Here is a 20,516-nt window from a genome sequence, read left to right as displayed (position 1 = left end):
GCCGGGACGGCCCCGGCAGGAGGAATCCCACCGGGCCGTTCCCCGGAAAGACGCTCAGAGGCCGCGCGCGACCTCGGTGGCCCAGTAGGTCAGGATCATCTGCGCACCGGCCCGCTTGATGCCGACCAGGCTCTCCAGGATGGCCTTCTCGCGGTCGATCCAGCCCTTCTCGGCGGCGGCCTCGATCATCGAGTACTCGCCGGAGATCTGGTACGCGGCGACCGGCACGTCCACGGAGTCCGCGACCTTCGCGAGCACGTCGAGGTAGGGCCCTGCGGGCTTGACCATGACCATGTCCGCGCCCTCGTTCAGGTCGAGCGCCAACTCCCGCATGGACTCACGCAGGTTGGCGGAGTCCTGCTGGTAGGTCTTGCGGTCGCCGGTGAGCGAGGAGCCCACGGCCTCGCGGAAGGGGCCGTAGAACGCGGAGGCGTACTTCGCGGTGTACGCGAGGATCGAGACGTCCTCGTGGCCGACCTGGTCGAGGGCGTCCCTGATGACCCCGACCTGCCCGTCCATCATCCCGGACGGCCCCACGACGTGCGCGCCCGCGTCGGCCTGGACCTGGGCCATCTCGGCGTACCGCTCAAGGGTGGCGTCGTTGTCGACGCGCCCGTCGGCGGCGAGCACCCCGCAGTGCCCGTGGTCGGTGAACTCGTCGAGGCACAGGTCGGACATCACGATGAGCGAGTCCCCGACCTCCTCCCTGACCTCGCGCAGCGCGACCTGGAGGATCCCGTCGGGATCGGTACCGGCCGTCCCGACCCCGTCCTTCTTCCCCTCCTCCGGCACGCCGAAGAGCATGATCCCGGAGACCCCGGCGTCGACGGCGTCACGGGCGGCCTTCCGCAGGCTCGCGAGGGTGTGCTGCACGACGCCGGGCATGGCCTTGATGGCGACGGGCTCGTCGGCGCCCTCCAGCACGAAGGCGGGGAGGATGAGGTCGGCCGGGTTCAGGCGGGTCTCGGCGACCATGCGGCGCATGGCGGGAGTGGTACGCAGCCGCCGGGGCCGCGCGCCGGGAAACGATCCGTACACAGTCATGCGTCCCACGCTACGCCCGCGCCCCCCTTGCTCTTGCCGACACCGAGTCGCCGCCGCCCCTTCCCCCACCGGCCCCTACCGGCCCCCGCACAGCTCCCGGTCCACGAGCGCCAGCATGGCCTCCTGCGTACGGGGCCCGCCGTCGCCGGTGACGTACACGGCCGCGCTCCTGGTCCCGCCCGTGACGGCACCGGCGAGTGCCTGGTAGCCGAGGAGGTCGCCCTGGTGGCCGTAGAAGCTGCCGCCGCAGGACAGCGGGATCTCGCCCAGCCCGAGCCCGTACTTCAGCTCGGGGCCCAGCTCGGGCGCGTCCATGGTGGCCGTCATCTCGGCGAGCTGCGCGGGCTCCAGCAGGCGGCCGCCGAGGAGGGCCGCGTAGAACTCCCGCAGGTCGCGGGTGGTGCTGACGACCGCGCCCGAGCCGACGGCCATGCTCGGGTCGAGGACGGTGACGTCAACGGCGGTCCCCGTACCGAAGGAGGTGTAGCCCCGGGCGTGCGGCCGGGGGAGGTACGGCCCTTTGGGCACGGAGGTCCCCGTCAGCCCGAGGGGCCGCACGATCCGCGCGTCGACCTCGCGGCCCCAACTCCGCCCGGTGACCTCGCGGATGACCATCGCGGCGAGGATGTAGTTGGTGTTGGAGTACGTCCAGCCCTTGCCCGGCCGGAACGCGGGCCGCTCCCGCATCGAGAGCGCCACCAGCTCCTCCGGCTCGAACCGCCGGAACCGCTCGGCCCGGTACCCCGCAGCGCTGCTCAGCGCGGGCAGCCCCGCCTTGGGGTCCACGAGGCCGCTGGTGTGCTGGAGCAGCTGCCGCACGGTCACCAGCCGCCCGTCGTTCCCGTTGCCCCTGACGACGCCGGGCAGCCACTTCTCCACGGTGTCGTCCAGCGAGAGCCGCCCCTCGCCGACGAGTTGCAGCGCGACGGCGGCGGTGAAGGTCTTGCTGACGCTCCCCGCCCGGAACCGCCCGTCGAGGGGCACGCCCCGCCCGGCCCGAGCACTCCCCCGCGCCCCGGAGGCCCCGGCCCCGACGACCCCGGTGTCCCGAACGGCCTCCACGTCCCGCTGGAGCGCGCCCCCGTCACGGACGTCCCGCGGAAGCCCCTGGGCGGGCACGGCGGCGATCAGTAACCCCACGACCGCAACCAGCCCACAAACCCTGCCGCCACCCCACACAGAAGCCCCCGTTCCCCGCTCTCCACCAGCCCCCTCATCCCAGCACCGAAAAGCCCCCACCCCCATCCGACAGCCCCCCGCCCCCAAGGAGGAGCCACCCCCACCACCCCCCTGGTGCCACCCCCACCGAATGCGCGGGTGCGGGAGCGGAGAGATGCTGAGAGTTCCAGCTCTTGCCACATCCGGGGGTCGCCATGACCCAGCCACAGCCGTACGGCGACCAGGGGTGGGGCCAGCCCCCGCAGGGCCCGCCACCGCCCCGGAAGAAGCGCCGCACCCTGCTCTACGTACTCCTCGGCGTGGCGGCGTTCATCGTGCTGATCGCCGTAGCGGGAGCGCTGACGGGCAGCACGGACAACGACGTGAGCCCACCGAAGAAGTCCCCGAGCCCGCCCCCGGCCCAGGAGAAGACGTCCTCAGCCGAGTCGGGCCCGCGCGCGGACGTGGAGGTCACCGGCTGCGTCGTCGACAGCACCACCTCCTGGCCGGAGGCGAAGCTGCGCATCACGAACCACAGCTCGAAGGCGTCCGACTACTGGATCAACGTGGAGTTCGTGGACGCCAAGGGCGAGCGCGTCGCGGAGGGCTTCGCAGCGACGAACCACCTGGCACCGGCCCAGGTGGCGAACGAGTCGGCGAACGGCTTCACGCAGACATCGGACCCGATCAAATGCAGGATCACCGAGGTGAGCCGCCGGGCCTCGTAACCAGGTCCGTCGCCCCTCCGCGAGGGCCGTGTCCTCCGGGACCGCAGGGGCTCCCCGGGGTGGGGGTCGGAAGGGTGCTCCCCGCAGGAGCACGAGCCAAGACCCGGGCTATCCAGGACTGGAAACGGCCACGGCTCGTGATCCGAGGAGTGCACCCTGGAGCGCCCCCGACCCCCCGGGCAACCAACCCATGACCGGGTCACCCCATCCACCCAGGGGCGCGGGGAACTGCGCGACCAGCCCCCACCGGCCCGCAGGTGAGAACCCGCCAGCGCAACCCGCACGCACAGCCCACACGCCGAAAAAGGGGCGGCGCCCCGGGTTTCCCCGGGGCGCCGCCCCTTCCCATGCGAACCGCTACGTCGTCCGGCGCCGCCGCGACCCCGGCCGCCGCTCGCTCGGCCGCGCCACGTGCTCGCCCGCCTCCAGCGCCGCGGCCCTGCGCGCCGCCCCGAACTCCGCGAGCGCCTCGGCGAGCTTGTGCACGGACGGCTCGGGCGACAGCACGTCCACCCGCAGCCCGTGCTCCTCCGCGGTCTTGGCCGTCGCGGGCCCGATGCACGCGATCACGGTCACGTTGTGCGGCTTGCCCGCGATCCCGACGAGGTTCCGTACGGTCGACGACGACGTGAAGAGCACCGCGTCGAACCCGCCCCCCTTGATCGCCTCACGCGTCTCCGCCGGCGGCGGCGACGCGCGCACGGTCCGGTAGGCCGTGACGTCGTCGACCTCCCACCCGAGCTCGATCAGCCCGGCGACCAGCGTCTCCGTGGCGATGTCCGCCCGCGGCAGGAACACCCGGTCGATCGGGTCGAAGACGGGGTCGTAGGGCGGCCAGTCCTCCAGCAGCCCCGCCGCCGACTGCTCACCGCTCGGCACCAGATCGGGCTTCACGCCGAAGTCGACGAGCGCCGCGGCCGTCTGCTCGCCCACCGCCGCGACCTTGATCCCGGCGAAGGCGCGCGCGTCGAGCCCGTACTCCTCGAACTTCTCCCGCACGGCCTTGACCGCGTTCACCGAGGTGAAGGCGATCCACTCGTAGCGCCCGGTGACGAGCCCCTTCACGGCCCGCTCCATCTGCTGCGGGGTCCGGGGCGGCTCGACGGCGATCGTCGGCACCTCGTGCGGCACGGCGCCGTACGACCGGAGCTGGTCGGACAGGGACGCCGCCTGCTCCTTCGTACGCGGAACGAGGACCCGCCACCCGAAGAGCGGCTTCGACTCGAACCACGAGAGCTGCTCGCGCCGCTCGGCTGCACCGCCCGCGCTCCGCTCGCCGACGACGGCTATCACCGGCTGGTGCCCGTCGGGCGAGGGCAGCACCTTCGCCTGCTTCAGCACCGCCGCGATCGTCCCGAGCGTCGCGGTCCACGTCCGCTGCCGGGTCGTGGTCCCGGCGACCGTCACGGTCAGCGGCGTCTCGGGCTTGCGCCCGCAGGACACCAGCTCGGCCGCCGCGGCGGCCACCGTGTCGAGGGTCGTCGACACGACGGCCGTCGCGTCGCTCGCCCCGACCTCGCCCCAGCACCGCTCGTCGGCGGTGCGGGCGTCGACGAAGCGCACGTCGGCCCCGCTCCCGTCGCGCAGCGGCACCCCGGCGTACGCGGGCACGCCGACCGCGGCCGCGACACCGGGCACGACCTCGAAGGGAATGCCCTCCGCCGCGCACCGCAGCATCTCGTCCCCGGCGTTCCCGTCGAGCCCGGGGTCGCCGGAGACGGCACGGACGACCCGCCTGCCGCCGCGCGCGGCCTCCATGACAAGATTGGCCGCGTCCCTGAGGACCGGGACTCCGGCGGCCGTTGACGCCTCGTCAACCACCGCCAGTTCAGGCGTGCTGACGCCCGCACGGGCGTGCACCCGGACGACCTCCAGCACATCGGGCTCGGCGATCAGGACGTCCGCACCCGCGAGCGCCTCCACGGCGCGCAGGGTGAGCAGTCCCGGATCTCCGGGGCCCGCGCCCAGGAAGGTGACCTGCCCTTGCCCGAAAGCAGCGGGGCCAGTGGAGTTCTTCGAGGTGGTGGGGCTCATCGTGCTCGCTCCCCCATAAGACCGGCCGCACCCTTGGCGAGCAGTTCGGACGCGAGTTCGCGCCCGAGCGCCTCCGCGTCGTCGTGCGACGTGGGTACGGGACCGGTGGTGGACAACTGCACCAGCTGGGAGCCGTCGGTCGTGCCGACCACGCCCCGCAGGCGCATCTCATGAACAACCTGCCCGTCGGCCAGCAGGTCGGCCAGCGCGCCCACAGGGGCGGAGCAGCCGGCCTCCAGGGCGGCGAGCAGGGACCGCTCGGCGGTGACGGCGGCCCGGGTGTACGGGTCGTCCAGTTCCGCGAGCGTTGCGGCGAGGTCGGCGTTGGCCGCCGTGCACTCGATCGCCAGTGCCCCCTGGCCGGGAGCGGGCAGAATCACGTCGACCGGCAGGTGCTCGGCCGAGAGGGAATCGGTCAGGGCGGCCTCGCGGCCGATGCGGTTGAGCCCGGCGGCGGCCAGCACGACCGCGTCAAGCTCCCCCTTGCGCACGTAACCGACACGGGTGTCGATGTTGCCGCGGATCGCGACGGTCTCTATGTCGAGGCCGTGCAGCCTGGCGTACGCGTTGAGCTGGGCCATCCTGCGCGGCGAGCCGGTCCCGATCCGGGCGCCCGCGGGGAGCGTCGCGAAGGAGAGCCCGGCGCGCGAGATCAGCACGTCGCGCGGGTCCTCGCGCTCGGGCACGGCGGCCAGCGCCAGCTCGGCGGGCTGCGCGGTGGGCAGGTCCTTGAGGGAGTGCACGGCGAAGTCGACCTCGCCGCGCAGCAGCGCGTCGCGCAGGGCGGTGACGAAGACGCCGGTGCCGCCGATCTGCGCCAGGTTCTCCCGGGACGTGTCGCCGTACGTGGTGATCTCGACGAGCTCGACGGGGCGGCCGGTCAGTTCCCGGACGGCGTCCGCCACGTGCCCGGACTGGGCCATGGCGAGCCTGCTGCGCCTGGTCCCCAGTCTCAATGCCTTCTCGGTGGTCATACGCGGCCTCGGTTCTTGACGTCTTCGGTCATGTCGGCCCGGGAGACGGCGGCGACCGTCTCCGGGTCGAGGTCGAAAAGGGTGCGCAGCGCGTCCGCGTACCCGGCGCCGCCGGGCTCGCTGGCGAGCTGCTTGACCCGCACGGTGGGGGCGTGCAGCAGTTTGTCGACGACGCGGCGCACGGTCTGGGTGACCTCGGCGCGCTGCTTGTCGTCCAGTCCCGGCAGCCGTCCTTCGAGGCGGGCGACCTCGCTGGCGACCACGTCGGCGGCCATGGCGCGCAGGGCGACCACGGTCGGGGTGATGTGGGCGGCGCGCTGGGCGGCGCCGAAGGCGGCGACCTCGTCGGAGACGATGCCGCGGACCTTGTCGACGTCGGCGGCCATGGGCGCGTCGGCGGACGCGGCGGCCAGCGACTCGATGTCGACGAGGTGGGCGCCGTGAACGCGGTGCGCGGCGGCGTCGACGTCGCGGGGCATGGCGAGGTCGAGGAGTCCGAGGCGCACGGGCCAGGTGGGGCGCGGGCGGCGGGCGGCGCGCGGGGCCATGAGGTCCGCGTTGTCGGCCCAGCTGCCGTGGAGTTCCAGGGAGCCCGCGTCGACGGCGGGCGGGTCGCCCAGGCCGACGGGGCAGTCGTCGTCGAGGGGGACCGCGGGGCCGCCGGAGAGCGGGACGCGGTCCAGACGGGCGAGCGCGGCGATGGCGGCGCTCTCGTCGGGGACGGGTCCGGTGGCGGGCTCGGGCTGCGGCTCGGGCTCGGGGTCGGGCAGGACGGTGCCGAGCGCGGTGGCGACGGCTTCGCCGGTGAGGACGAGGCCGGTGGCGCCGGTGCAGGAGACCGCGATGTCGGCACGTGTCAGTTCCGAAGCGACGGCGTCCATCTCGACGGCGTGCGCGTCGGTGCCGTGCTGCTCGCGCAGGATCTCGGCGAGGCGCTCGGCGCGGCCGAAGGTGCGGTTGGCGACGACGATCCGTCCGGCGCCGGAGCGCGCGAGGGTGGCGGCGGCGAGCGAGGACATCGAGCCCGCGCCGATGACCAGGGCGCGCTTGCCCTTGACCCAGTCGTCGACGCTGTCGTCGCCCGCGAGCTGTTCCAGGCCGAAGGTGACCAGGGACTGCCCGGCCCGGTCGATCCCGGTCTCGCTGTGGGCGCGCTTGCCGACGCGCAGCGCCTGCTGGAAGAGGTCGTTGATGAGTCGGCCCGCGGTGTGCAGCTCCTGGGCGACCGCGAGGGCGTCCTTGATCTGGCCGAGGATCTGGCCCTCGCCGACGACCATCGAGTCCAGGCCGCAGGCCACCGAGAAGAGGTGGTGGACGGCCCGGTCCTCGTAGTGGACGTAGAGGTGCGGGGTCAGCTCTTCGAGCGGGACGCCGCTGTGCAGGGCGAGCATCGTGGACAGCTCGGCGACGCCCGCGTGGAACTTGTCCACGTCGGCGTAGAGCTCGATGCGGTTGCAGGTGGAGAGGGCGGCGGCCTCGGTCGCGGGCTCCGCGGCGAGGGTGTCGTGCAGCAGCCGGGCGCGGGCGTCGGCGGAGAGGGAGGCCCGCTCCAGGAGGCTCACGGGCGCGCTGCGGTGGCTGAGGCCGACGACGAGGAGGCTCATACGGGCATCACCGCGGGCATCTCGCCGCCGTCGGGGCCCTTGCGCCGGGCGGCGGGGGGCACGGCGGGGGCGTCCACTGCGGGGGCGGCGGAGTCCTCTCCCGCCTTGCGCTGCTCGTGGAAGGCGAGGATCTGGAGCTCGATCGACAGGTCGACCTTCCGCACGTCGACGCCGTCGGGCACGGTCAGCACGGTGGGCGCGAAGTTCAGGATGGAGGTGACCCCGGCGGCGACGAGCCGGTCGCAGACGGGCTGCGCGGCTCCGGCGGGGGTGGCGATGACGCCGATGGACACCCCGTTGTCGCTGATGATCCGCTCCAGCTCGTCGGAGTGCTGGACGGGGATGCCGGCGACGGGCTTGCCCGCCATGGCCGGGTCCGCGTCGATCAGCGCGGCGACGCGGAAGCCCCGGGAGGCGAACCCGCCGTAGTTGGCCAGGGCGGCGCCGAGGTTTCCGATGCCGACGATGACGACGGGCCAGTCCTGGGTGAGGCCGAGCTCGCGGGAGATCTGGTAGACGAGGTACTCGACGTCGTAGCCGACGCCCCGGGTCCCGTAGGAGCCCAGGTACGAGAAGTCCTTGCGCAGCTTCGCGGAGTTGACCCCCGCGGCGGCGGCCAGCTCTTCCGACGAGACCGTGGGTACGGAGCGCTCGGAGAGCGCGGTCAGGGCGCGCAGATACAGCGGAAGGCGGGCGACGGTGGCCTCGGGAATTCCTCGGCTACGGGTCGCCGGTCGGTGATTTCGGCCAGTTGCCACGGTGCTCCTGCGGGATGAGCGGGGCTGTAGGCGGCCGTGTGTCCCAAGACCGCCCCGTCGGATGCAGGCTATGTCTTTGTGAACGCGTGCACAAAGATGGTGTCCGCTTTGTCCAGTCAAAGTGACCGGGGTCACGCAACCGATTGCGTCGATCTTGGAACCGGGGGCGTCATCGGTCCGTTGGAGCATTGAAGGGGGCAAAACCGTACACACTCCTAACGACTACGCCCCCGAGAACACACAAAACGCCCATGATGGTAACCGTCTTTCGGTCAGACGCCCTCAGCCTCCGAGCGCGCGGCGGAGCCGGTCGGAATCCACGCGCCAGAAGGTGTGCTGCTCCCCGTCGATCAGCACGACGGGGATCTGCTCCCAGTACTCCCGGTGCAACTCCGCGTCGTCCTCGATGCTCTTCTCCTCCCACGCCACCCCCAGCGGCCCGCAGACCGACGCCACGACGCCCCGCGCGTCGTCGCACAGATGGCACCCGGGCTTGCCCACGAGCGTGACCATCCGCACACCTCCCTCACCGTCGTTCTTCTTGTTACTGCCGCCGCCACGCCGAAACAGAGGACTCATCCCGTCATTCTCCCTTGACCGAATTGCCCGTTTAACAGGCCCGCCGCCCAGTGTTCACGCCAACGCATCCCCACCGGTCGGAACGTGTGCAACGGACTGGCTATGCTCACGACATGGCCGCTCTTGGATGGCTCACCCCCCGTAGGCGCTCCGCGACAGCACGCAGCGTGCTGGCGGGCGAGGCCGCAGCCGAGGCAGCGCGCAAGGCGTCACAGGAACTCGCACCGGCCGAACCGCCGGGCGAACCACCGGCGGAACCGGAATTCCCCGTCGTCGGCGACGACCGCGCCGCGGCCTTCTTCGACCTCGACAACACCGTGATGCAGGGCGCGGCCCTCTTCCACTTCGGCCGGGGCCTGTACAAGCGGAAGTTCTTCGAGCGCGACGAGCTGGTCCGCTTCGCCTGGCAGCAGACGTGGTTCCGGCTGGCCGGCGTCGAGGACCCCGACCACATGCAGGACGCCCGCGAGAGCGCCCTGTCCATCGTCAAGGGCCACCGCGTCTCCGAGCTGATGAGCATCGGCGAGGAGATCTACGACGAGTACATGGCCGACCGCATCTGGCCCGGCACCCGCGCGCTCGCCCAGGCCCACCTCGACGCGGGCCAGAAGGTGTGGCTCGTCACCGCCGCCCCCGTGGAGACGGCGACGATCATCGCCAGGCGGCTCGGCCTGACCGGCGCGCTGGGCACCGTCGCCGAGTCCGTCGACGGCGTCTACACCGGCAAGCTCGTCGGCGAACCGCTGCACGGCCCGGCGAAGGCGGAGGCCGTACGCGCCCTCGCCGCGGCCGAGGGCCTGGACCTGGACCGCTGCGCCGCCTACAGCGACAGCCACAACGACATCCCGATGCTCTCGCTGGTCGGCCACCCCTACGCGATCAACCCGGACGCCAAGCTCCGCAAGCACGCCCGCGCCCGCGAGTGGCGGCTGCGCGACTACCGCACGGGCCGCAAGGCCGCGAAGGTCGGCATCCCGGCGGCGGCCGGGGTCGGCGCGGTGCTCGGCGGCACCGCGGCGGCGGTCGCGGTGCACCGGCGCCGCCGCTGAGCGTGACCGCCCCCGGGGTCCACCCGAGCGCGTCACCTGCACCCTCTCGCCCAATCCCGGAGTCGTACCCGCCCCCGGCCGCCGCCAGTCCCGTTGCCCGCACTCGGCCACAACAGATCGCGCACGCAGACAGATCGTGAAGCAATCCGATCAACAACCGGTCACGAAGTGCTACTTGATCCGCCCTCTAGCTGTAACAGAAGCGACGGAATCGATGATTTGAGCAACTGGGTGTAGCGCTCCCTGCACGAAGCGTTATTCTCCTCAGACGCATACCGGAACCCACACGTCGACACGACGAGTGAACGGTCCCGCACTGCACGTGATGGAAGCTCTGCCTCTGGGAGTCCCGTGTACCCACACGTCGGGGTTGACGCCTCGGGCCTGGCTACGCTGCGCGCAACGGTCGCCGACCACCTGCGCGGCTTCGTCCCCACCGCGTACGCCGTCCCCGCCTTCGCCTCGCCCCGCCTAGCCACAAGCGGCCCGGCCGCACCCCTCTACGCCCTGGCCGACGGAGGAGCCACGGTCGCCAGACGGGGCACAGGACGTGCCGCCGGCGGCACGTCCACCGCCCGCCGTCCCAGCGCCGACAGCGACAGCGCCCGCATGATGGACCTGGTCGAACGCGCCCAGGCCGGCGAGGCCGACGCCTTCGGCCGGCTGTACGACCAGTACAGCGACACGGTCTACCGCTACATCTACTACCGCGTCGGCGGCAAGGCGACGGCGGAGGACCTGACCAGCGAGACGTTCCTGCGCGCCCTGCGCCGCATCTCGACGTTCACCTGGCAGGGGCGCGACTTCGGCGCCTGGCTGGTCACGATCGCGCGCAACCTGGTCGCCGACCACTTCAAGTCGAGCAGGTTCCGCCTCGAAGTGACCACGGGCGAAATGCTCGACGCCAACGAGGTGGAGCGCTCGCCCGAGGACTCCGTCCTGGAGTCCCTCTCCAACGCGGCACTGCTCGAAGCGGTCCGCAAGCTCAACCCCCAGCAGCAGGAGTGCGTGACCCTGCGCTTCCTGCAGGGCCTCTCCGTCGCGGAGACCGCCCGGGTCATGGGCAAGAACGAGGGCGCGATCAAGACCCTCCAGTACCGGGCCGTCCGCACCCTGGCCCGGCTGCTTCCCGAAGACGCCCGCTGACGCCCGTCCGCGCCCCCGGGCGCCCCACCGCTCCCGTCCCGCGCTCGTCCGATCATCTGTCGTGCGTAACCCAAGTGCCGCGCCGCTCGTTGTGCGGGATGCAGGCTCCCTGTGGTCACGCCATGTCCTTCCCCGAGCTCTCAAAGAGCAGGGGAGATCCCATTCGCTCACTCGATCGTGTGGTTGTGCTCAAGGCGTGCAACCTTCCGGACCCGCCGGGGAGTCGACCGTCATGACGAGAGGAGGTGCCGCCAGTGATCGCGAATGTTTCGGCACACCGGCGGGCGAACGCCTTCGCCCAGGCCCTGGAGGATCAGACAGTCTCTGATCTCCCAGCCACGGCGGCCACGCAGCCCGAGGACCCGGCCGAACCGGCCGGATCCACCGAGAGCGGGAGGCTGCTGGCCCTGGCGAACGGCCTCGGTGAGCTGCCGAGACCCGAGATGGACCCCGAGGTCAAAGTGGTGCAGCGAGCCCAGCTCGTCGCCGCCATGGAGGCCATGTTCGCCGCGGGCGGAGCCGGGGGCCCTACGGTGCCCGAGCAGAGGACACGCCGGGGCGCACACCGCCTCCGCAAGCTGCGCCCACGCTCCCGCTGGTCCAAGGGGCTCGCGGCGGGAGGACTCACCGTCGGCGTGGCCGCCGGAGCGTTCGGCGGCGTGGCCGCCGCCAGCTCCGACGCCCTCCCCGGTGACTCGCTCTACGGGCTGAAACGCGGCATGGAAGACCTGAGGCTGGGCCTCACGGACGGCAACACCGACCGTGGCGAGCTCTACCTCGACCAGGCCTCCACCCGCCTCAGCGAGGCCCGCCGCCTCATGGAGCGCGCCAAATCGGGGCACATGGACCACGAATCCCTGGGCGAGGTCCGCCGGGCCCTCAACGGCATGAAGCACGACGCCGCCGAAGGCCACCGGCTGCTCCGCGAGGCGTACGAACGGGACGGCTCGATGGGCCCCATCCAGAGCCTCTCCTCGTTCTCCAAGTCCCACCGCGACACCTGGGCGGGCATCCGCGACCGGCTCCCGGTCCAGCTCGCCGACGTCAGCTCCGACGTGACCTCGGTCTTCGACGCCATAGACGAAGAGGTCGAGCCGCTGCGCCAGCTCCTGCCCAGCACCCCGAAATCCGAGCGGACGGACTCCACGTCCGACTCGACGGGCACCTCGGACGGCAAGCACCGCGGCACCCCCGCACCCCCGAAGTCCCCGGCGGAGCGGCAGCAGCACCCCAGCACCACCGAGCCCCAGCCCTCCGGCTCCGGCTCACGCTCCGGCAAGAGCGCCGAAGACGGCCTCCTCGGCGGCAACACCGGCGGCCTCCTGGACGACACTCCGTCCTCGGAACCGACCGCGCCGAGCCCCAGCGCGAAGAACACCCCCGCGCCGGCCCCGGACGTCACGATCCCCCCGCTGCTCCCGGAGATCCTCCCGGACCTGGGCATCAGCACGGAGGACAGGTAGCCGCAGCGCACCGGAAAGGGGCGCCGCTCTCCTCGGAGAGCGGCGCCCCTTTCCGTACCCGTACGGGAAGAACGCCGAGTACCGGCCGAGTACTAGAAGAACACCGAGCGGCGCTGCACCAGCAGCTTGTACAGCGTGTGCTGGATCTGCTCGCGCACCTGGTCCGTCAGGTTGAACATCAGCATCGGGTCCTCGGCGGCCTCCGGCGGGTACCCGTCCGTCGCGATCGGCTCCCCGAACTGGATCGTCCACTTCGTCGGCAGCGGCACCGCGCCCAGCGGCCCCAGCAGCGGGAACGTCGGCGTGATCGGGAAGTACGGGAAGCCCAGCACCCTCGCCAGCGTCTTCGCGTTCCCGATCATCGGGTAGATCTCCTCCGCGCCCACGATCGAGCACGGCACGATCGGCACCCCGGCCCGCAGCGCCGTCGAGACGAACCCGCCCCGCCCGAACCGCTGGAGCTTGTACCGCTCCCCGAACGGCTTCCCTATGCCCTTGAAGCCCTCCGGCATCACCCCGACGACCTCACCGCGCTCCAGGAGCCGCTGCGCGTCCTCCGCGCACGCCAGCGTGTGCCCGGCCTTCCGCGCCAGCTCGTTGACCACCGGCAGCATGAACACCAGGTCGGCCGCGAGCAGCCGCAGGTGCCGCTCCGCCGGGTGGTTGTCGTGCACCGCGACCTGGAGCATCAGCCCGTCCAGCGGCAGCGTCCCCGAATGGTTGGCGACGACCAGCGCACCGCCCTCCGCCGGGACGTTCTCGATGCCCTTCACCTCGACCCGGAAGTACTTCTCGTACACCGGCCGCAGCAGCGACATCAGGACCTGGTCGGTCAGCTCCTTGTCGTAACCGAACTCGTCGACCTCGTAATCGCCGGTGATCCGGCGCCGCAGGAACGACAGGCCGCCCGCGATCCGCCGCTCCCAGCCGCCACCGCCCTCCTCCCGGGGGGCCTCCTCCGGCGGTGCGCCCGCCGACGCCTCCGGATGCCCGGCCGCACCGGCCGCACCCGATGAACCGGCCGCACCCGACGCGGCCGTCACAGCCGTCACACCGGCCTCGTCCGCGCCCTGTCCGCGCCGCCCCGCGCCCCTGCGCCGACCGGCCGCCCGCTGGCCCGAGCCGCGCTGCGCACCGCCGCGCCCGGCGCCGCGCTGGCCCGCCCCGCGCTGTCCAGCGCCGCGCGAACGGTCGTCGTCGAACGGAATGACCTTGGCGTCCGCCATCCTCAGTGCGCTCCTCTCACGAGCCCGGCCAACCCCGCGAGACCGCCGAGCCGGTCCACTGCCCGGCCCATCCGCTCCGGCGGCAGCAGCCCCTCGCCCCGGCTGCGCGCGAAGTCCGCGAAGGTCTCCGCGGTCGTGTACTTGGGGGCGAACCCCAGCGTCTCGTTCATCTGCGCCGTGCTGACCACCCTGCCGTGGGTGAGCAGCCTCATCTGCTCCGGCGAGAAGTCCGTCATGCCCACCGTGCGCAGCGTCGCGCCGACCCAGGTCACCGCGGGCAGCAGCATCGGCAGCGTCGGCCTGCCCAGCCGCCGCGCACACTGCGAGAGCAGCAGCACGCCGTCGCCCGCCACGTTGAACGTACCGCTGTTCGGGCTCCCCCTGCGCGGTTCGCGCGAGGCCAGTCCCAGCACGTCCACCACGTCGTCCTCGTGGACGAACTGGAGCCTCGGGTCGTAGCCGAACACCGTCGGCAGCACGGGCAGCGAGAAGTAGTCGGCGAGCGGCGAGTCCGCGCAGGGCCCCAGGATGTTCGCGAAGCGCAGCACGCACACCGCGACGTCGGGGCGGCGGCGCGCGAAGCCCCGTACGTACCCCTCGACCTCGACGGCGTCCTTCGCGAAGCCACCGCTGGGCAGGGATTTCGGCGGGGTCGTCTCGTGGAAGACGGCGGGGTCGCGCGGCGCGGAGCCGTACACGCTCGTACTGGACTTCACCACGAGCCGCCGCACGGTCGGCGACTTCTGGCACGCGCCGAGCAGCTGCATCGTGCCGATGACGTTGGTCTCCTTGACCGCGGCCCGCCCGCCGGTGCCCAGCGGCGTCCCGGTCACGTCCAGGTGCACCACCGTGTCGACGGCGTGCTCCGCGAGGACCCGGGCGATCGCGGGCTGGCGGATGTCCGCCTGGACGAAGTCGGCGCCGCCCAGGTGGTGCTCGGGCGCGACCGCGTCGACCGCGATGACCCGGTCCACCTCGGGATCGCGCTGGACGCGCCGTACGAACCGGCCTCCGAGCTGTCGGGCCACTCCGGTGACGAGCACGATCCTGCCCAAGATCTGCGCCTTCCCCTGTCGGTTTCCCTGTCCGTTCGCCTGGGACTCCCCCAGGCGTCACCGTAGCGGCTGCGTGTTGCGATGTGATGACCGCACGGCACAAGAGAGCCGAAACGCACCGCAGCCCTCCCGCCGGAATCCGGTGGGAGGGCTGCGGTGTCACGCTCAGCTGTCGCGCTTACTTCTTGTTGCGACGCTGAACGCGGGTGCGCTTGAGCAGCTTGCGGTGCTTCTTCTTGGCCATCCGCTTACGCCGCTTCTTGATAACAGAGCCCACGACTACCCTCGCTCACTTCTCGGAACACCCCCGCTATCAGCGGGGGATCTCGGTGCGGGGCGTCTGGGCCCACACGACCTACGTCGGCCTAGCCTACCCGTCGCCGAGTGAGGGACGTAATCCGAGGGACGGAACGGACTCCTGCTACGCGGTCTCGACCCCCACGAAGGACTCGCGGAGGTACTCGTGGACCGCTTGTTCCGGGACCCGGAAGGACCTGCCCACCCTGATCGCCGGCAGATGACCGCTGTGCACCAAGCGGTACACGGTCATCTTCGACACTCGCATCACCGAGGCTACCTCCGCCACGGTAAGAAACTTGACCTCGTTGAGAGGCCGATCGCTCGCAGCTGCCATGACCCACCTGTACCTTCCGCACCCGACGCACACCGGCTTCCCCTCCGGTGACTCTTCGTCGCTGTGCGCTCACTCCCCAGACTAGGGGCGGGTGGTACGAGTGGGGAAGAGGAGCTGCCATCGGCCGCCTACTGTGACAGACACGCTCGATTGAGTACATAGCGAGTAAGCGGTCGGTAGTAATCAGACCGCACAGCGTCATCAAGCGGAACGGCGACGGACACCCGCCCCTCGGCCTCCCCGACGAACAGCGCGGGGTCGTCCGTATCCGCCAGGCCGATGGCCTCAATGCCCAGCTGACCTGCCCCGCAGACCCATCCGTGGTCCCCCACGACGAGCTCGGGAAGGGGCCCTCCGGCCCCCGCGGCACCCTCCAGGGCGACCCGAATCGGGAGGGGTGAGTGGGTGTGCGCGCCGGTCTCACAACCCGGTCCCCGCGCGCCGGGTTCCCGCACCAGCGCGACTCCCCGTACGTAGTCAAGGTTGTACGTACGTACCCCGAACCGGGTCGTTATGTCGACACAGCGGCCATACGCCGGGGTGAGGACGGGGCATCCCGCCGCCGACAACGCGTCCGCGAGGGCTGCGTAGAACCCGAGCAAACGGTGCGGATGTCCCGTTCCGAACAGAACGGGCGCCCGCCGCCGGGCCGCGTCCGCGAGCCGCGCCGCGAAGGCGTCGAGCGCGGCGAGGGTCCGCTCGGGGTCGATCACGTCGGGCCCCGTACGGTGCTCCGGGTCGCCCGAGACCCCGCACTTGTCGGCCATCAACTCGATGAGGTCCCGCTCGCCCCATCCCCACTCGGGGTCCAGCCCAAGCGTCACGCGGGGATCGCGCGCCGCGAAGAGCCGATAGCTCCGCAGGCTCTCCTCCCGCGAGGTGGCGACGGGCCCGGCGAGCCGGGCGGCCAACAGATGCGCACGCAGCGCTCCGGTGCTCAACACCCCCCTGATGCTGCCGCACCGCCCCCGGAAGGGGGCCAAAACCCGAAACACACCCCACACTTGGCGTAACCGAGCTACCCAACGCCCCTAAGCCAGGAGCCCCCGCAAGGGAAACGCCGCCCGCCTGGTGGCCAGCACCGCCTGGTCCACCCGGTCCGCAGGGTCGTACCCCGCCTCCCACTCCCGCCACGCAGGCGTCCGCCCGTCCGTCATCCGCGCGGGCGCCAACTGCCGCGTACGCGCGTACACCTCGTCCCGCCAAGAAGCCGGAATCACCGACTCCGGGTCGACCGGCCGATGTCCCGCGATCCCCACCAGGTGCGTCCACGACCGGGGCACCACGTCCACCACGGCGTAACCGCCCCCGCCCAGCGCCACCCACCGCCCCCCGTCCACGTACTCGTGCGCCAACTCGTGGCACGACGCCTGCACGGCCCGCTGCGCGTCCAGCGACACCGCGAGGTGCGCCAGCGGATCCTCGAAGTGCGTGTCGGCCCCGTGCTGCGTCACCAGCACCTGCGGCCGGAAGTCCGCCAACAGCTCAGGCACCACCGCGTGGAACGCCCGCAGCCACCCCGAGTCCCCGGTCCCCGCGGGCAGCGCGATGTTCACCGCCGAACCCTCCGCCGACGCCGCCCCCGTCTCCTCGGGCCACCCCGTCCCGGGAAAGAGAGTCCTCGGATGTTCATGGAGGGACACGGTCAAAACCCTGGGGTCCTCCCAGAACGTCGCCTGCACCCCGTCCCCGTGGTGCACGTCCACGTCCACGTACGCCACCCGCTCCGCGCCGAGCTCCAGGAGCCGCGCGACGGCGAGCGACGCGTCGTTGTAGACGCAGAACCCGGCCGCCGCCCCCGGCATCGCGTGGTGCAGCCCGCCCGCGAAGTTCACGGCGTGCTGCGTGTCCCCCCGCCACACCGCCTCAGCTGCGGCGACGGACTGTCCGGCGATCAGCGCGGACGCCTCGTGCATCCCCGGGAACGCCGGATCGTCGACCGTCCCGAGCCCGTAACCCTGGTCCGCCGCCCTCGGATCCGCCGAAGCCGCCCGCACGGCCGCCACGTAGTCCTCGCGGTGCACCAGCCGCAGCGTCGAGTCCCCGGCGGCCTTCGCGGCCACCACGTCCACCGCGCGATCGAGCCCGTACGCCCGCACCAGCCCCATGGTCAGCGCCAGCCGCACCGGATCCATCGGATGACTGGCCCCGAAGTCATACGTCGTCAGCGCCTCGTCCCACATCAACCACCCGCGCCCGCTCATGCCCGCCACCGTATCGGGCCCCGTCCCCGCCGAACGACCGGGCGTACACCAGCGTCACCAGCACCATGACCATCGGCACCACCATCGCGCCCCGGTAGCTCCACGCCTCCCCGAGCCCGCCCACGAGCGGCGCCCCGACCAGGAACCCGACGTAGTTGAAGACGTTCAGCCGCGCCACCGCCGCGTCGCTGCCCCCGGGGAACAGCCGCCCCGCCGCCGCGAACGTCTGCGGCACGATCACGCACAGCCCGAGCCCCAGCAGCACGAACCCCACGATCCCCGTCCAGGCCCCCGGCGCCACCGCCACGACCCCGAACCCCAGCCCGCCGAGCACGGCCCCGCAGCGCACCGCGGCAACGGCCCCGAACCGCCGCACCCCGAGGTCCCCGACGGCCCGCCCGAGCAGCGTGGTGACCATGTAGGCGTTGTACGGGAAGGTCGCCAGCTCCTCGGACGAACCGAGCACGTCCTCCAGGTACTTGGCGCTCCAGTTGGCGACCGTAGAGTCCCCGATGTACGCGAAGGCCATCACGAGACAGAGCGGCAGCAGCACCCGCGAGGCCACCGCCCCGGAAGCCTCCCCGCCCGCCTCCACCCCCTTCTCCACGGCCTTCCCGCCCCTCTCCCCGGCGCTGTCCCCGTCCGCGTACCACCGGCTCGCGAGCAGCGCGGCGGGCAACAGCACGGCGACGACCGGCAGATAGGACACCAGCAGCGACAGGTCCCAGTGCGCGCCCGCCCAGGCGAGCGAGGCCCCGGCGATCCCGCCGAGGCTGTACGTGGCGTGGAACCCGAGCATGATGCTCCGCCCGTACGCCTGCTGGAGGCTCACGCCCAGCATGTTCATGGACGCGTCGAGCGCCCCCACCGCCACCCCGAACAGCCCCAGCGCGACGGCCACGTGCCACAGCTCGTTCCCGGCCCCCACGCCCACCAGGGAGAGCAGGACGAGGGGCTGCGACCAGCGCAGTACGACGCTGGGCGGCCGGCGCCGCACGATCCGCTCGGTGGCGACGCTCGCGGCCCCCGCGAGGACCGGCACGGCGGCCAGGAACACGGGCAGCAGCCCGTCGGATATCCCGTACCGGTCCTGAATGGCCGGAATCCGGGTCACGAGCAGGGCGAAGGCAACGCCCTGCGCCAGAAAGGAGAACGCCAGTGAGACCCGGCCGTGCCTGAGCCGCGCATCCGTCATGGCGGCACACTAGACCTCGGCCATACCGGCCGGTAGGTCGATCACCGCATCAGTTCGATCAACTCCCCCATGTCCGAGAAGAATCCATTGGCCCCGGCCAGCCTCTCCTCCTCGGTCATGGCGGTGAACCCGTACACGTCCATGCCGGCGGCCACGGCAGCGGCGACCCCCAGCCGGCTGTCCTCGACGACCACGCACCGCGCGGGCGCCACGCCCATCCGCCCGGCGGCGTGCAGGAAGAGGTCCGGCGCGGGCTTCCCCTTGCCCACGTCCTCCGCGCTGAAGATCCGCTCGTCGTCGAACCACCGCGTGAGCCCGGCCGCACGGTGCCCGACGCGGATCCGCTCGTGGCTCCCGGAGGACGCGAGGCAGTACGGCACCCCGTCGGCGACCAGCTTGCCCAGCACGTCCTCGACCCCGTCGACGGGCCGCAGTTCCCGCTCGAAGGCCGCGAAGGTCCGCGCGTGCAGCGTCGCGTCGAAGTCCTCCGGCAGCCGCTGCCCGGTCCGCTCCATGATCAGGTCGTGCACGCGGTGCACGGCGGCCCCCATGTAGTCGCGGAGGGAGTCCTCGTACGTGGTGGGGTGCCCCAGCTCGGTCAGGTACCCGGCGAGGATGGTGTTGGCGACGGGCTCGCTGTCGACGAGCACACCGTCGTTGTCGAAAATGACGAGGTCATAGCGCATGCGCCCACCCTAGGCTGGCCCCACGCGCCGCACGCGCCCCAAGTCTCCCGCGAGCAGCGCCTCGTGCGACAGCGCGAAGTCCCCGTTGGGCAGCGCCCCGTCGAAGCGGGCCCCCATCACCCTGTCGGGCAGCAACCGCCGCAGCCGACGCCGCATCCCGCTCCGGTACGTGACGGGCTCGCCCCACTCCTCACCGCACTCGTCGGTCCCGAAGACCACCCAGTGGTCGACGTCGACCCGGGCGCCGAGATCGGGTGCGGCCCCGCTGTGGCAGTCGAGCGCGGGCGCCACCAACTCGCCGTCGTCCAGCGGCTCGAACCACATCAGCAGCGGCTTGGCCTCCTGCGCCTGGGCGTTGTCGAAGCAGCAGACGGCGATGGTGTGCTGCGAGTACCGCTCGGCGTAGAACTCGAAGAGCTCGGGCTCCAGTACGGGCCTCTTGTGCGCCGGCACCTGTGCGAGCGCGTCCGGGACGCACGTCGGATCGGCGGCGAGCAGCACGGTGTACACGTCGTGCTCGAAGACGTGCACGACGTGTGCCTCCGGCTCTGCGCACTCCATCCAGTCCATGGGGACGGGCCCGTCCTCGGGAGCGGGCCGCACGGCTTCGACCATCCGCACCAGAACGTCAGCGTCGTGCCCCACGGGAACGAAGTTCCGCGGCGTCATCCCGACGCCGGGCAGGTGCAGCAGCATGGCGTTGGGCCCGCGGGAGAGGTTCACGGCGGTGTTCTGGTACCCAAGGACGTGGATGAGCCCGTGCTCGGGGTGGGTCTGCCGCCCGACGTAGAGGGTGGTGCCGGAGAAGGCGGCGGGCGCCACGGATATGCACATGGCAGCACCCTAAAACGCAGAAAAGCCCCGCACCATAAGGTGCGGGGCTTTCCCACAATGATTGTTCGGCGGCGTCCTACTCTCCCACAGGGTCCCCCCTGCAGTACCATCGGCGCTGAAAGGCTTAGCTTCCGGGTTCGGAATG

The 20,516-nt window shown here is 71.9% G+C and carries 20 protein-coding genes and 1 rRNA gene; 4 read left to right on the top strand and 17 right to left on the bottom strand.

From position 1 onward, the window contains the following. Window positions 1–54 precede the first annotated feature (54 nt). Both hemB and ACIBNE_RS40160 read right to left on the bottom strand, forming a co-directional pair. Complete coding sequence (gene hemB / locus ACIBNE_RS40165) at window positions 55–1,044, bottom strand: porphobilinogen synthase (RefSeq protein ID WP_399280875.1); 990 nt, start codon at window positions 1,042–1,044, stop codon at window positions 55–57. A gap of 75 nt (window positions 1,045–1,119) precedes the next feature. After that, window positions 1,120–2,184: a serine hydrolase domain-containing protein gene (locus ACIBNE_RS40160; RefSeq protein ID WP_399280873.1), complete on the bottom strand. Its 1,065-nt coding sequence runs from the start codon at window positions 2,182–2,184 to the stop codon at window positions 1,120–1,122. 233 nt (window positions 2,185–2,417) lie between these two features. Between ACIBNE_RS40160 and ACIBNE_RS40155 the strand changes: the two genes are divergently transcribed. Continuing rightward, the gene (locus ACIBNE_RS40155) at window positions 2,418–2,930 is read left to right on the top strand and encodes a hypothetical protein (protein WP_399280871.1); all 513 of its coding nucleotides are present in this window, start codon (window positions 2,418–2,420) and stop codon (window positions 2,928–2,930) included. Between the two features lie 357 nt (window positions 2,931–3,287). Here the strand turns inward: ACIBNE_RS40155 and ACIBNE_RS40150 are convergent, their stop codons facing one another. From ACIBNE_RS40150 to ACIBNE_RS40130, 5 genes are all read right to left on the bottom strand, one after another. Continuing rightward, window positions 3,288–4,964: a uroporphyrinogen-III synthase gene (locus ACIBNE_RS40150; RefSeq protein ID WP_399280869.1), complete on the bottom strand. Its 1,677-nt coding sequence runs from the start codon at window positions 4,962–4,964 to the stop codon at window positions 3,288–3,290. Beyond that, a complete protein-coding gene (gene hemC, locus ACIBNE_RS40145; protein ID WP_399280867.1) occupies window positions 4,961–5,938 on the bottom strand; it encodes a hydroxymethylbilane synthase in 978 nt (325 codons plus the stop codon). Before hemC ends, ACIBNE_RS40150 begins: the two co-directional genes overlap by 4 nt. Then, window positions 5,935–7,542 (bottom strand): glutamyl-tRNA reductase, encoded by a 1,608-nt coding sequence (locus tag ACIBNE_RS40140; RefSeq protein ID WP_399280865.1) that lies wholly within the window; start codon window positions 7,540–7,542, stop codon window positions 5,935–5,937. The genes hemC and ACIBNE_RS40140 overlap by 4 nt, the downstream gene beginning before the upstream one ends. Next, window positions 7,539–8,300, bottom strand: coding sequence for a redox-sensing transcriptional repressor Rex (locus ACIBNE_RS40135; protein WP_399280864.1), 762 nt, complete (start codon window positions 8,298–8,300; stop codon window positions 7,539–7,541). Before ACIBNE_RS40135 ends, ACIBNE_RS40140 begins: the two co-directional genes overlap by 4 nt. A 282-nt stretch (window positions 8,301–8,582) precedes the next feature. Then, a complete protein-coding gene (locus tag ACIBNE_RS40130; RefSeq protein WP_399280862.1) occupies window positions 8,583–8,879 on the bottom strand; it encodes a glutaredoxin family protein in 297 nt (98 codons plus the stop codon). Window positions 8,880–8,992: 113 nt separating this feature from the next. Here ACIBNE_RS40130 and ACIBNE_RS40125 point away from each other — a divergent pair, with 113 nt between their 5' ends. The 3 genes from ACIBNE_RS40125 (at window position 8,993) to ACIBNE_RS40115 (ending at window position 12,537) form a co-directional block, all read left to right on the top strand. Then, window positions 8,993–9,928, top strand: a complete 936-nt coding sequence (locus ACIBNE_RS40125; RefSeq protein WP_399280860.1) for an HAD family hydrolase — start codon at window positions 8,993–8,995, stop codon at window positions 9,926–9,928. A 351-nt stretch (window positions 9,929–10,279) separates the two neighbouring features. Then, window positions 10,280–11,074 carry an ECF subfamily RNA polymerase sigma factor, BldN family gene (locus ACIBNE_RS40120; protein ID WP_399280858.1) on the top strand — a complete coding sequence of 265 codons (795 nt, stop codon included), beginning with the start codon at window positions 10,280–10,282 and terminating at the stop codon, window positions 11,072–11,074. A 254-nt stretch (window positions 11,075–11,328) separates the two neighbouring features. Further along, window positions 11,329–12,537 carry a DUF5667 domain-containing protein gene (locus tag ACIBNE_RS40115; protein WP_399280857.1) on the top strand — a complete coding sequence of 403 codons (1,209 nt, stop codon included), beginning with the start codon at window positions 11,329–11,331 and terminating at the stop codon, window positions 12,535–12,537. Window positions 12,538–12,629: 92 nt separating this feature from the next. On the opposite strand, the gene ACIBNE_RS40110 is transcribed toward ACIBNE_RS40115, so the two are convergent. The 10 genes from ACIBNE_RS40110 to rrf form a co-directional block, all read right to left on the bottom strand. After that, window positions 12,630–13,763: a lysophospholipid acyltransferase family protein gene (locus ACIBNE_RS40110; protein ID WP_399280855.1), complete on the bottom strand. Its 1,134-nt coding sequence runs from the start codon at window positions 13,761–13,763 to the stop codon at window positions 12,630–12,632. A gap of 2 nt (window positions 13,764–13,765) precedes the next feature. Then, on the bottom strand, window positions 13,766–14,818 hold the full coding sequence (locus ACIBNE_RS40105) for an NAD-dependent epimerase/dehydratase family protein (RefSeq protein ID WP_399280853.1): 1,053 nt from the start codon (window positions 14,816–14,818) through the stop codon (window positions 13,766–13,768). Between the two features lie 178 nt (window positions 14,819–14,996). After that, window positions 14,997–15,095: a 30S ribosomal protein bS22 gene (locus ACIBNE_RS40100; protein ID WP_003948845.1), complete on the bottom strand. Its 99-nt coding sequence runs from the start codon at window positions 15,093–15,095 to the stop codon at window positions 14,997–14,999. A gap of 144 nt (window positions 15,096–15,239) precedes the next feature. Then, a complete protein-coding gene (locus ACIBNE_RS40095) occupies window positions 15,240–15,452 on the bottom strand; it encodes a helix-turn-helix domain-containing protein (RefSeq protein WP_399280851.1) in 213 nt (70 codons plus the stop codon). Between the two features lie 128 nt (window positions 15,453–15,580). Continuing rightward, entirely contained in the window at window positions 15,581–16,396 is an 816-nt protein-coding gene (locus ACIBNE_RS40090; protein WP_399280849.1) for a phosphatase, read from the bottom strand. 87 nt (window positions 16,397–16,483) lie between these two features. After that, window positions 16,484–17,656: an acetoin utilization protein AcuC gene (locus ACIBNE_RS40085; RefSeq protein WP_399280847.1), complete on the bottom strand. Its 1,173-nt coding sequence runs from the start codon at window positions 17,654–17,656 to the stop codon at window positions 16,484–16,486. Further along, on the bottom strand, window positions 17,607–18,851 hold the full coding sequence (locus ACIBNE_RS40080) for an MFS transporter (protein ID WP_399280845.1): 1,245 nt from the start codon (window positions 18,849–18,851) through the stop codon (window positions 17,607–17,609). The genes ACIBNE_RS40085 and ACIBNE_RS40080 overlap by 50 nt, the downstream gene beginning before the upstream one ends. 41 nt (window positions 18,852–18,892) lie before the next feature. Beyond that, on the bottom strand, window positions 18,893–19,537 hold the full coding sequence (locus tag ACIBNE_RS40075; RefSeq protein WP_399280844.1) for an HAD family hydrolase: 645 nt from the start codon (window positions 19,535–19,537) through the stop codon (window positions 18,893–18,895). A 9-nt stretch (window positions 19,538–19,546) separates the two neighbouring features. Continuing rightward, the gene (locus tag ACIBNE_RS40070; RefSeq protein ID WP_399280842.1) at window positions 19,547–20,371 is read right to left on the bottom strand and encodes a hypothetical protein; all 825 of its coding nucleotides are present in this window, start codon (window positions 20,369–20,371) and stop codon (window positions 19,547–19,549) included. A gap of 63 nt (window positions 20,372–20,434) precedes the next feature. Beyond that, window positions 20,435–20,516: ribosomal RNA gene (gene rrf, locus ACIBNE_RS40065) — 5S ribosomal RNA — on the bottom strand; the annotation flags it as partial.

Source organism: Streptomyces sp. NPDC050504 (genome assembly GCF_044458065.1).
In the GTDB taxonomy this organism is placed as follows: Bacteria; Actinomycetota; Actinomycetes; order Streptomycetales; family Streptomycetaceae; genus Streptomyces.
This window is presented reverse-complemented; position numbering and strand designations above follow the sequence as displayed.

What these genes read in the sequence shown, in the direction of transcription:
- ACIBNE_RS40080 (WP_399280845.1), bottom strand. Translation starts at nt 18,851, where the DNA reads ATGACGGATGCGCGGCTCAGGCACGGCCGGGTCTCACTGGCGTTCTCC.
- ACIBNE_RS40125 (WP_399280860.1), top strand. Translation starts at nt 8,993, where the DNA reads ATGGCCGCTCTTGGATGGCTCACCCCCCGTAGGCGCTCCGCGACAGCA.
- ACIBNE_RS40095 (WP_399280851.1), bottom strand. Translation starts at nt 15,452, where the DNA reads ATGGCAGCTGCGAGCGATCGGCCTCTCAACGAGGTCAAGTTTCTTACC.
- ACIBNE_RS40140 (WP_399280865.1), bottom strand. Translation starts at nt 7,542, where the DNA reads ATGAGCCTCCTCGTCGTCGGCCTCAGCCACCGCAGCGCGCCCGTGAGC.
- ACIBNE_RS40130 (WP_399280862.1), bottom strand. Translation starts at nt 8,879, where the DNA reads ATGAGTCCTCTGTTTCGGCGTGGCGGCGGCAGTAACAAGAAGAACGAC.
- ACIBNE_RS40085 (WP_399280847.1), bottom strand. Translation starts at nt 17,656, where the DNA reads ATGAGCGGGCGCGGGTGGTTGATGTGGGACGAGGCGCTGACGACGTAT.
- ACIBNE_RS40075 (WP_399280844.1), bottom strand. Translation starts at nt 19,537, where the DNA reads ATGCGCTATGACCTCGTCATTTTCGACAACGACGGTGTGCTCGTCGAC.
- ACIBNE_RS40155 (WP_399280871.1), top strand. Translation starts at nt 2,418, where the DNA reads ATGACCCAGCCACAGCCGTACGGCGACCAGGGGTGGGGCCAGCCCCCG.
- ACIBNE_RS40070 (WP_399280842.1), bottom strand. Translation starts at nt 20,371, where the DNA reads ATGTGCATATCCGTGGCGCCCGCCGCCTTCTCCGGCACCACCCTCTAC.
- ACIBNE_RS40150 (WP_399280869.1), bottom strand. Translation starts at nt 4,964, where the DNA reads ATGAGCCCCACCACCTCGAAGAACTCCACTGGCCCCGCTGCTTTCGGG.
- hemB (WP_399280875.1), bottom strand. Translation starts at nt 1,044, where the DNA reads ATGACTGTGTACGGATCGTTTCCCGGCGCGCGGCCCCGGCGGCTGCGT.
- hemC (WP_399280867.1), bottom strand. Translation starts at nt 5,938, where the DNA reads ATGACCACCGAGAAGGCATTGAGACTGGGGACCAGGCGCAGCAGGCTC.
- ACIBNE_RS40110 (WP_399280855.1), bottom strand. Translation starts at nt 13,763, where the DNA reads ATGGCGGACGCCAAGGTCATTCCGTTCGACGACGACCGTTCGCGCGGC.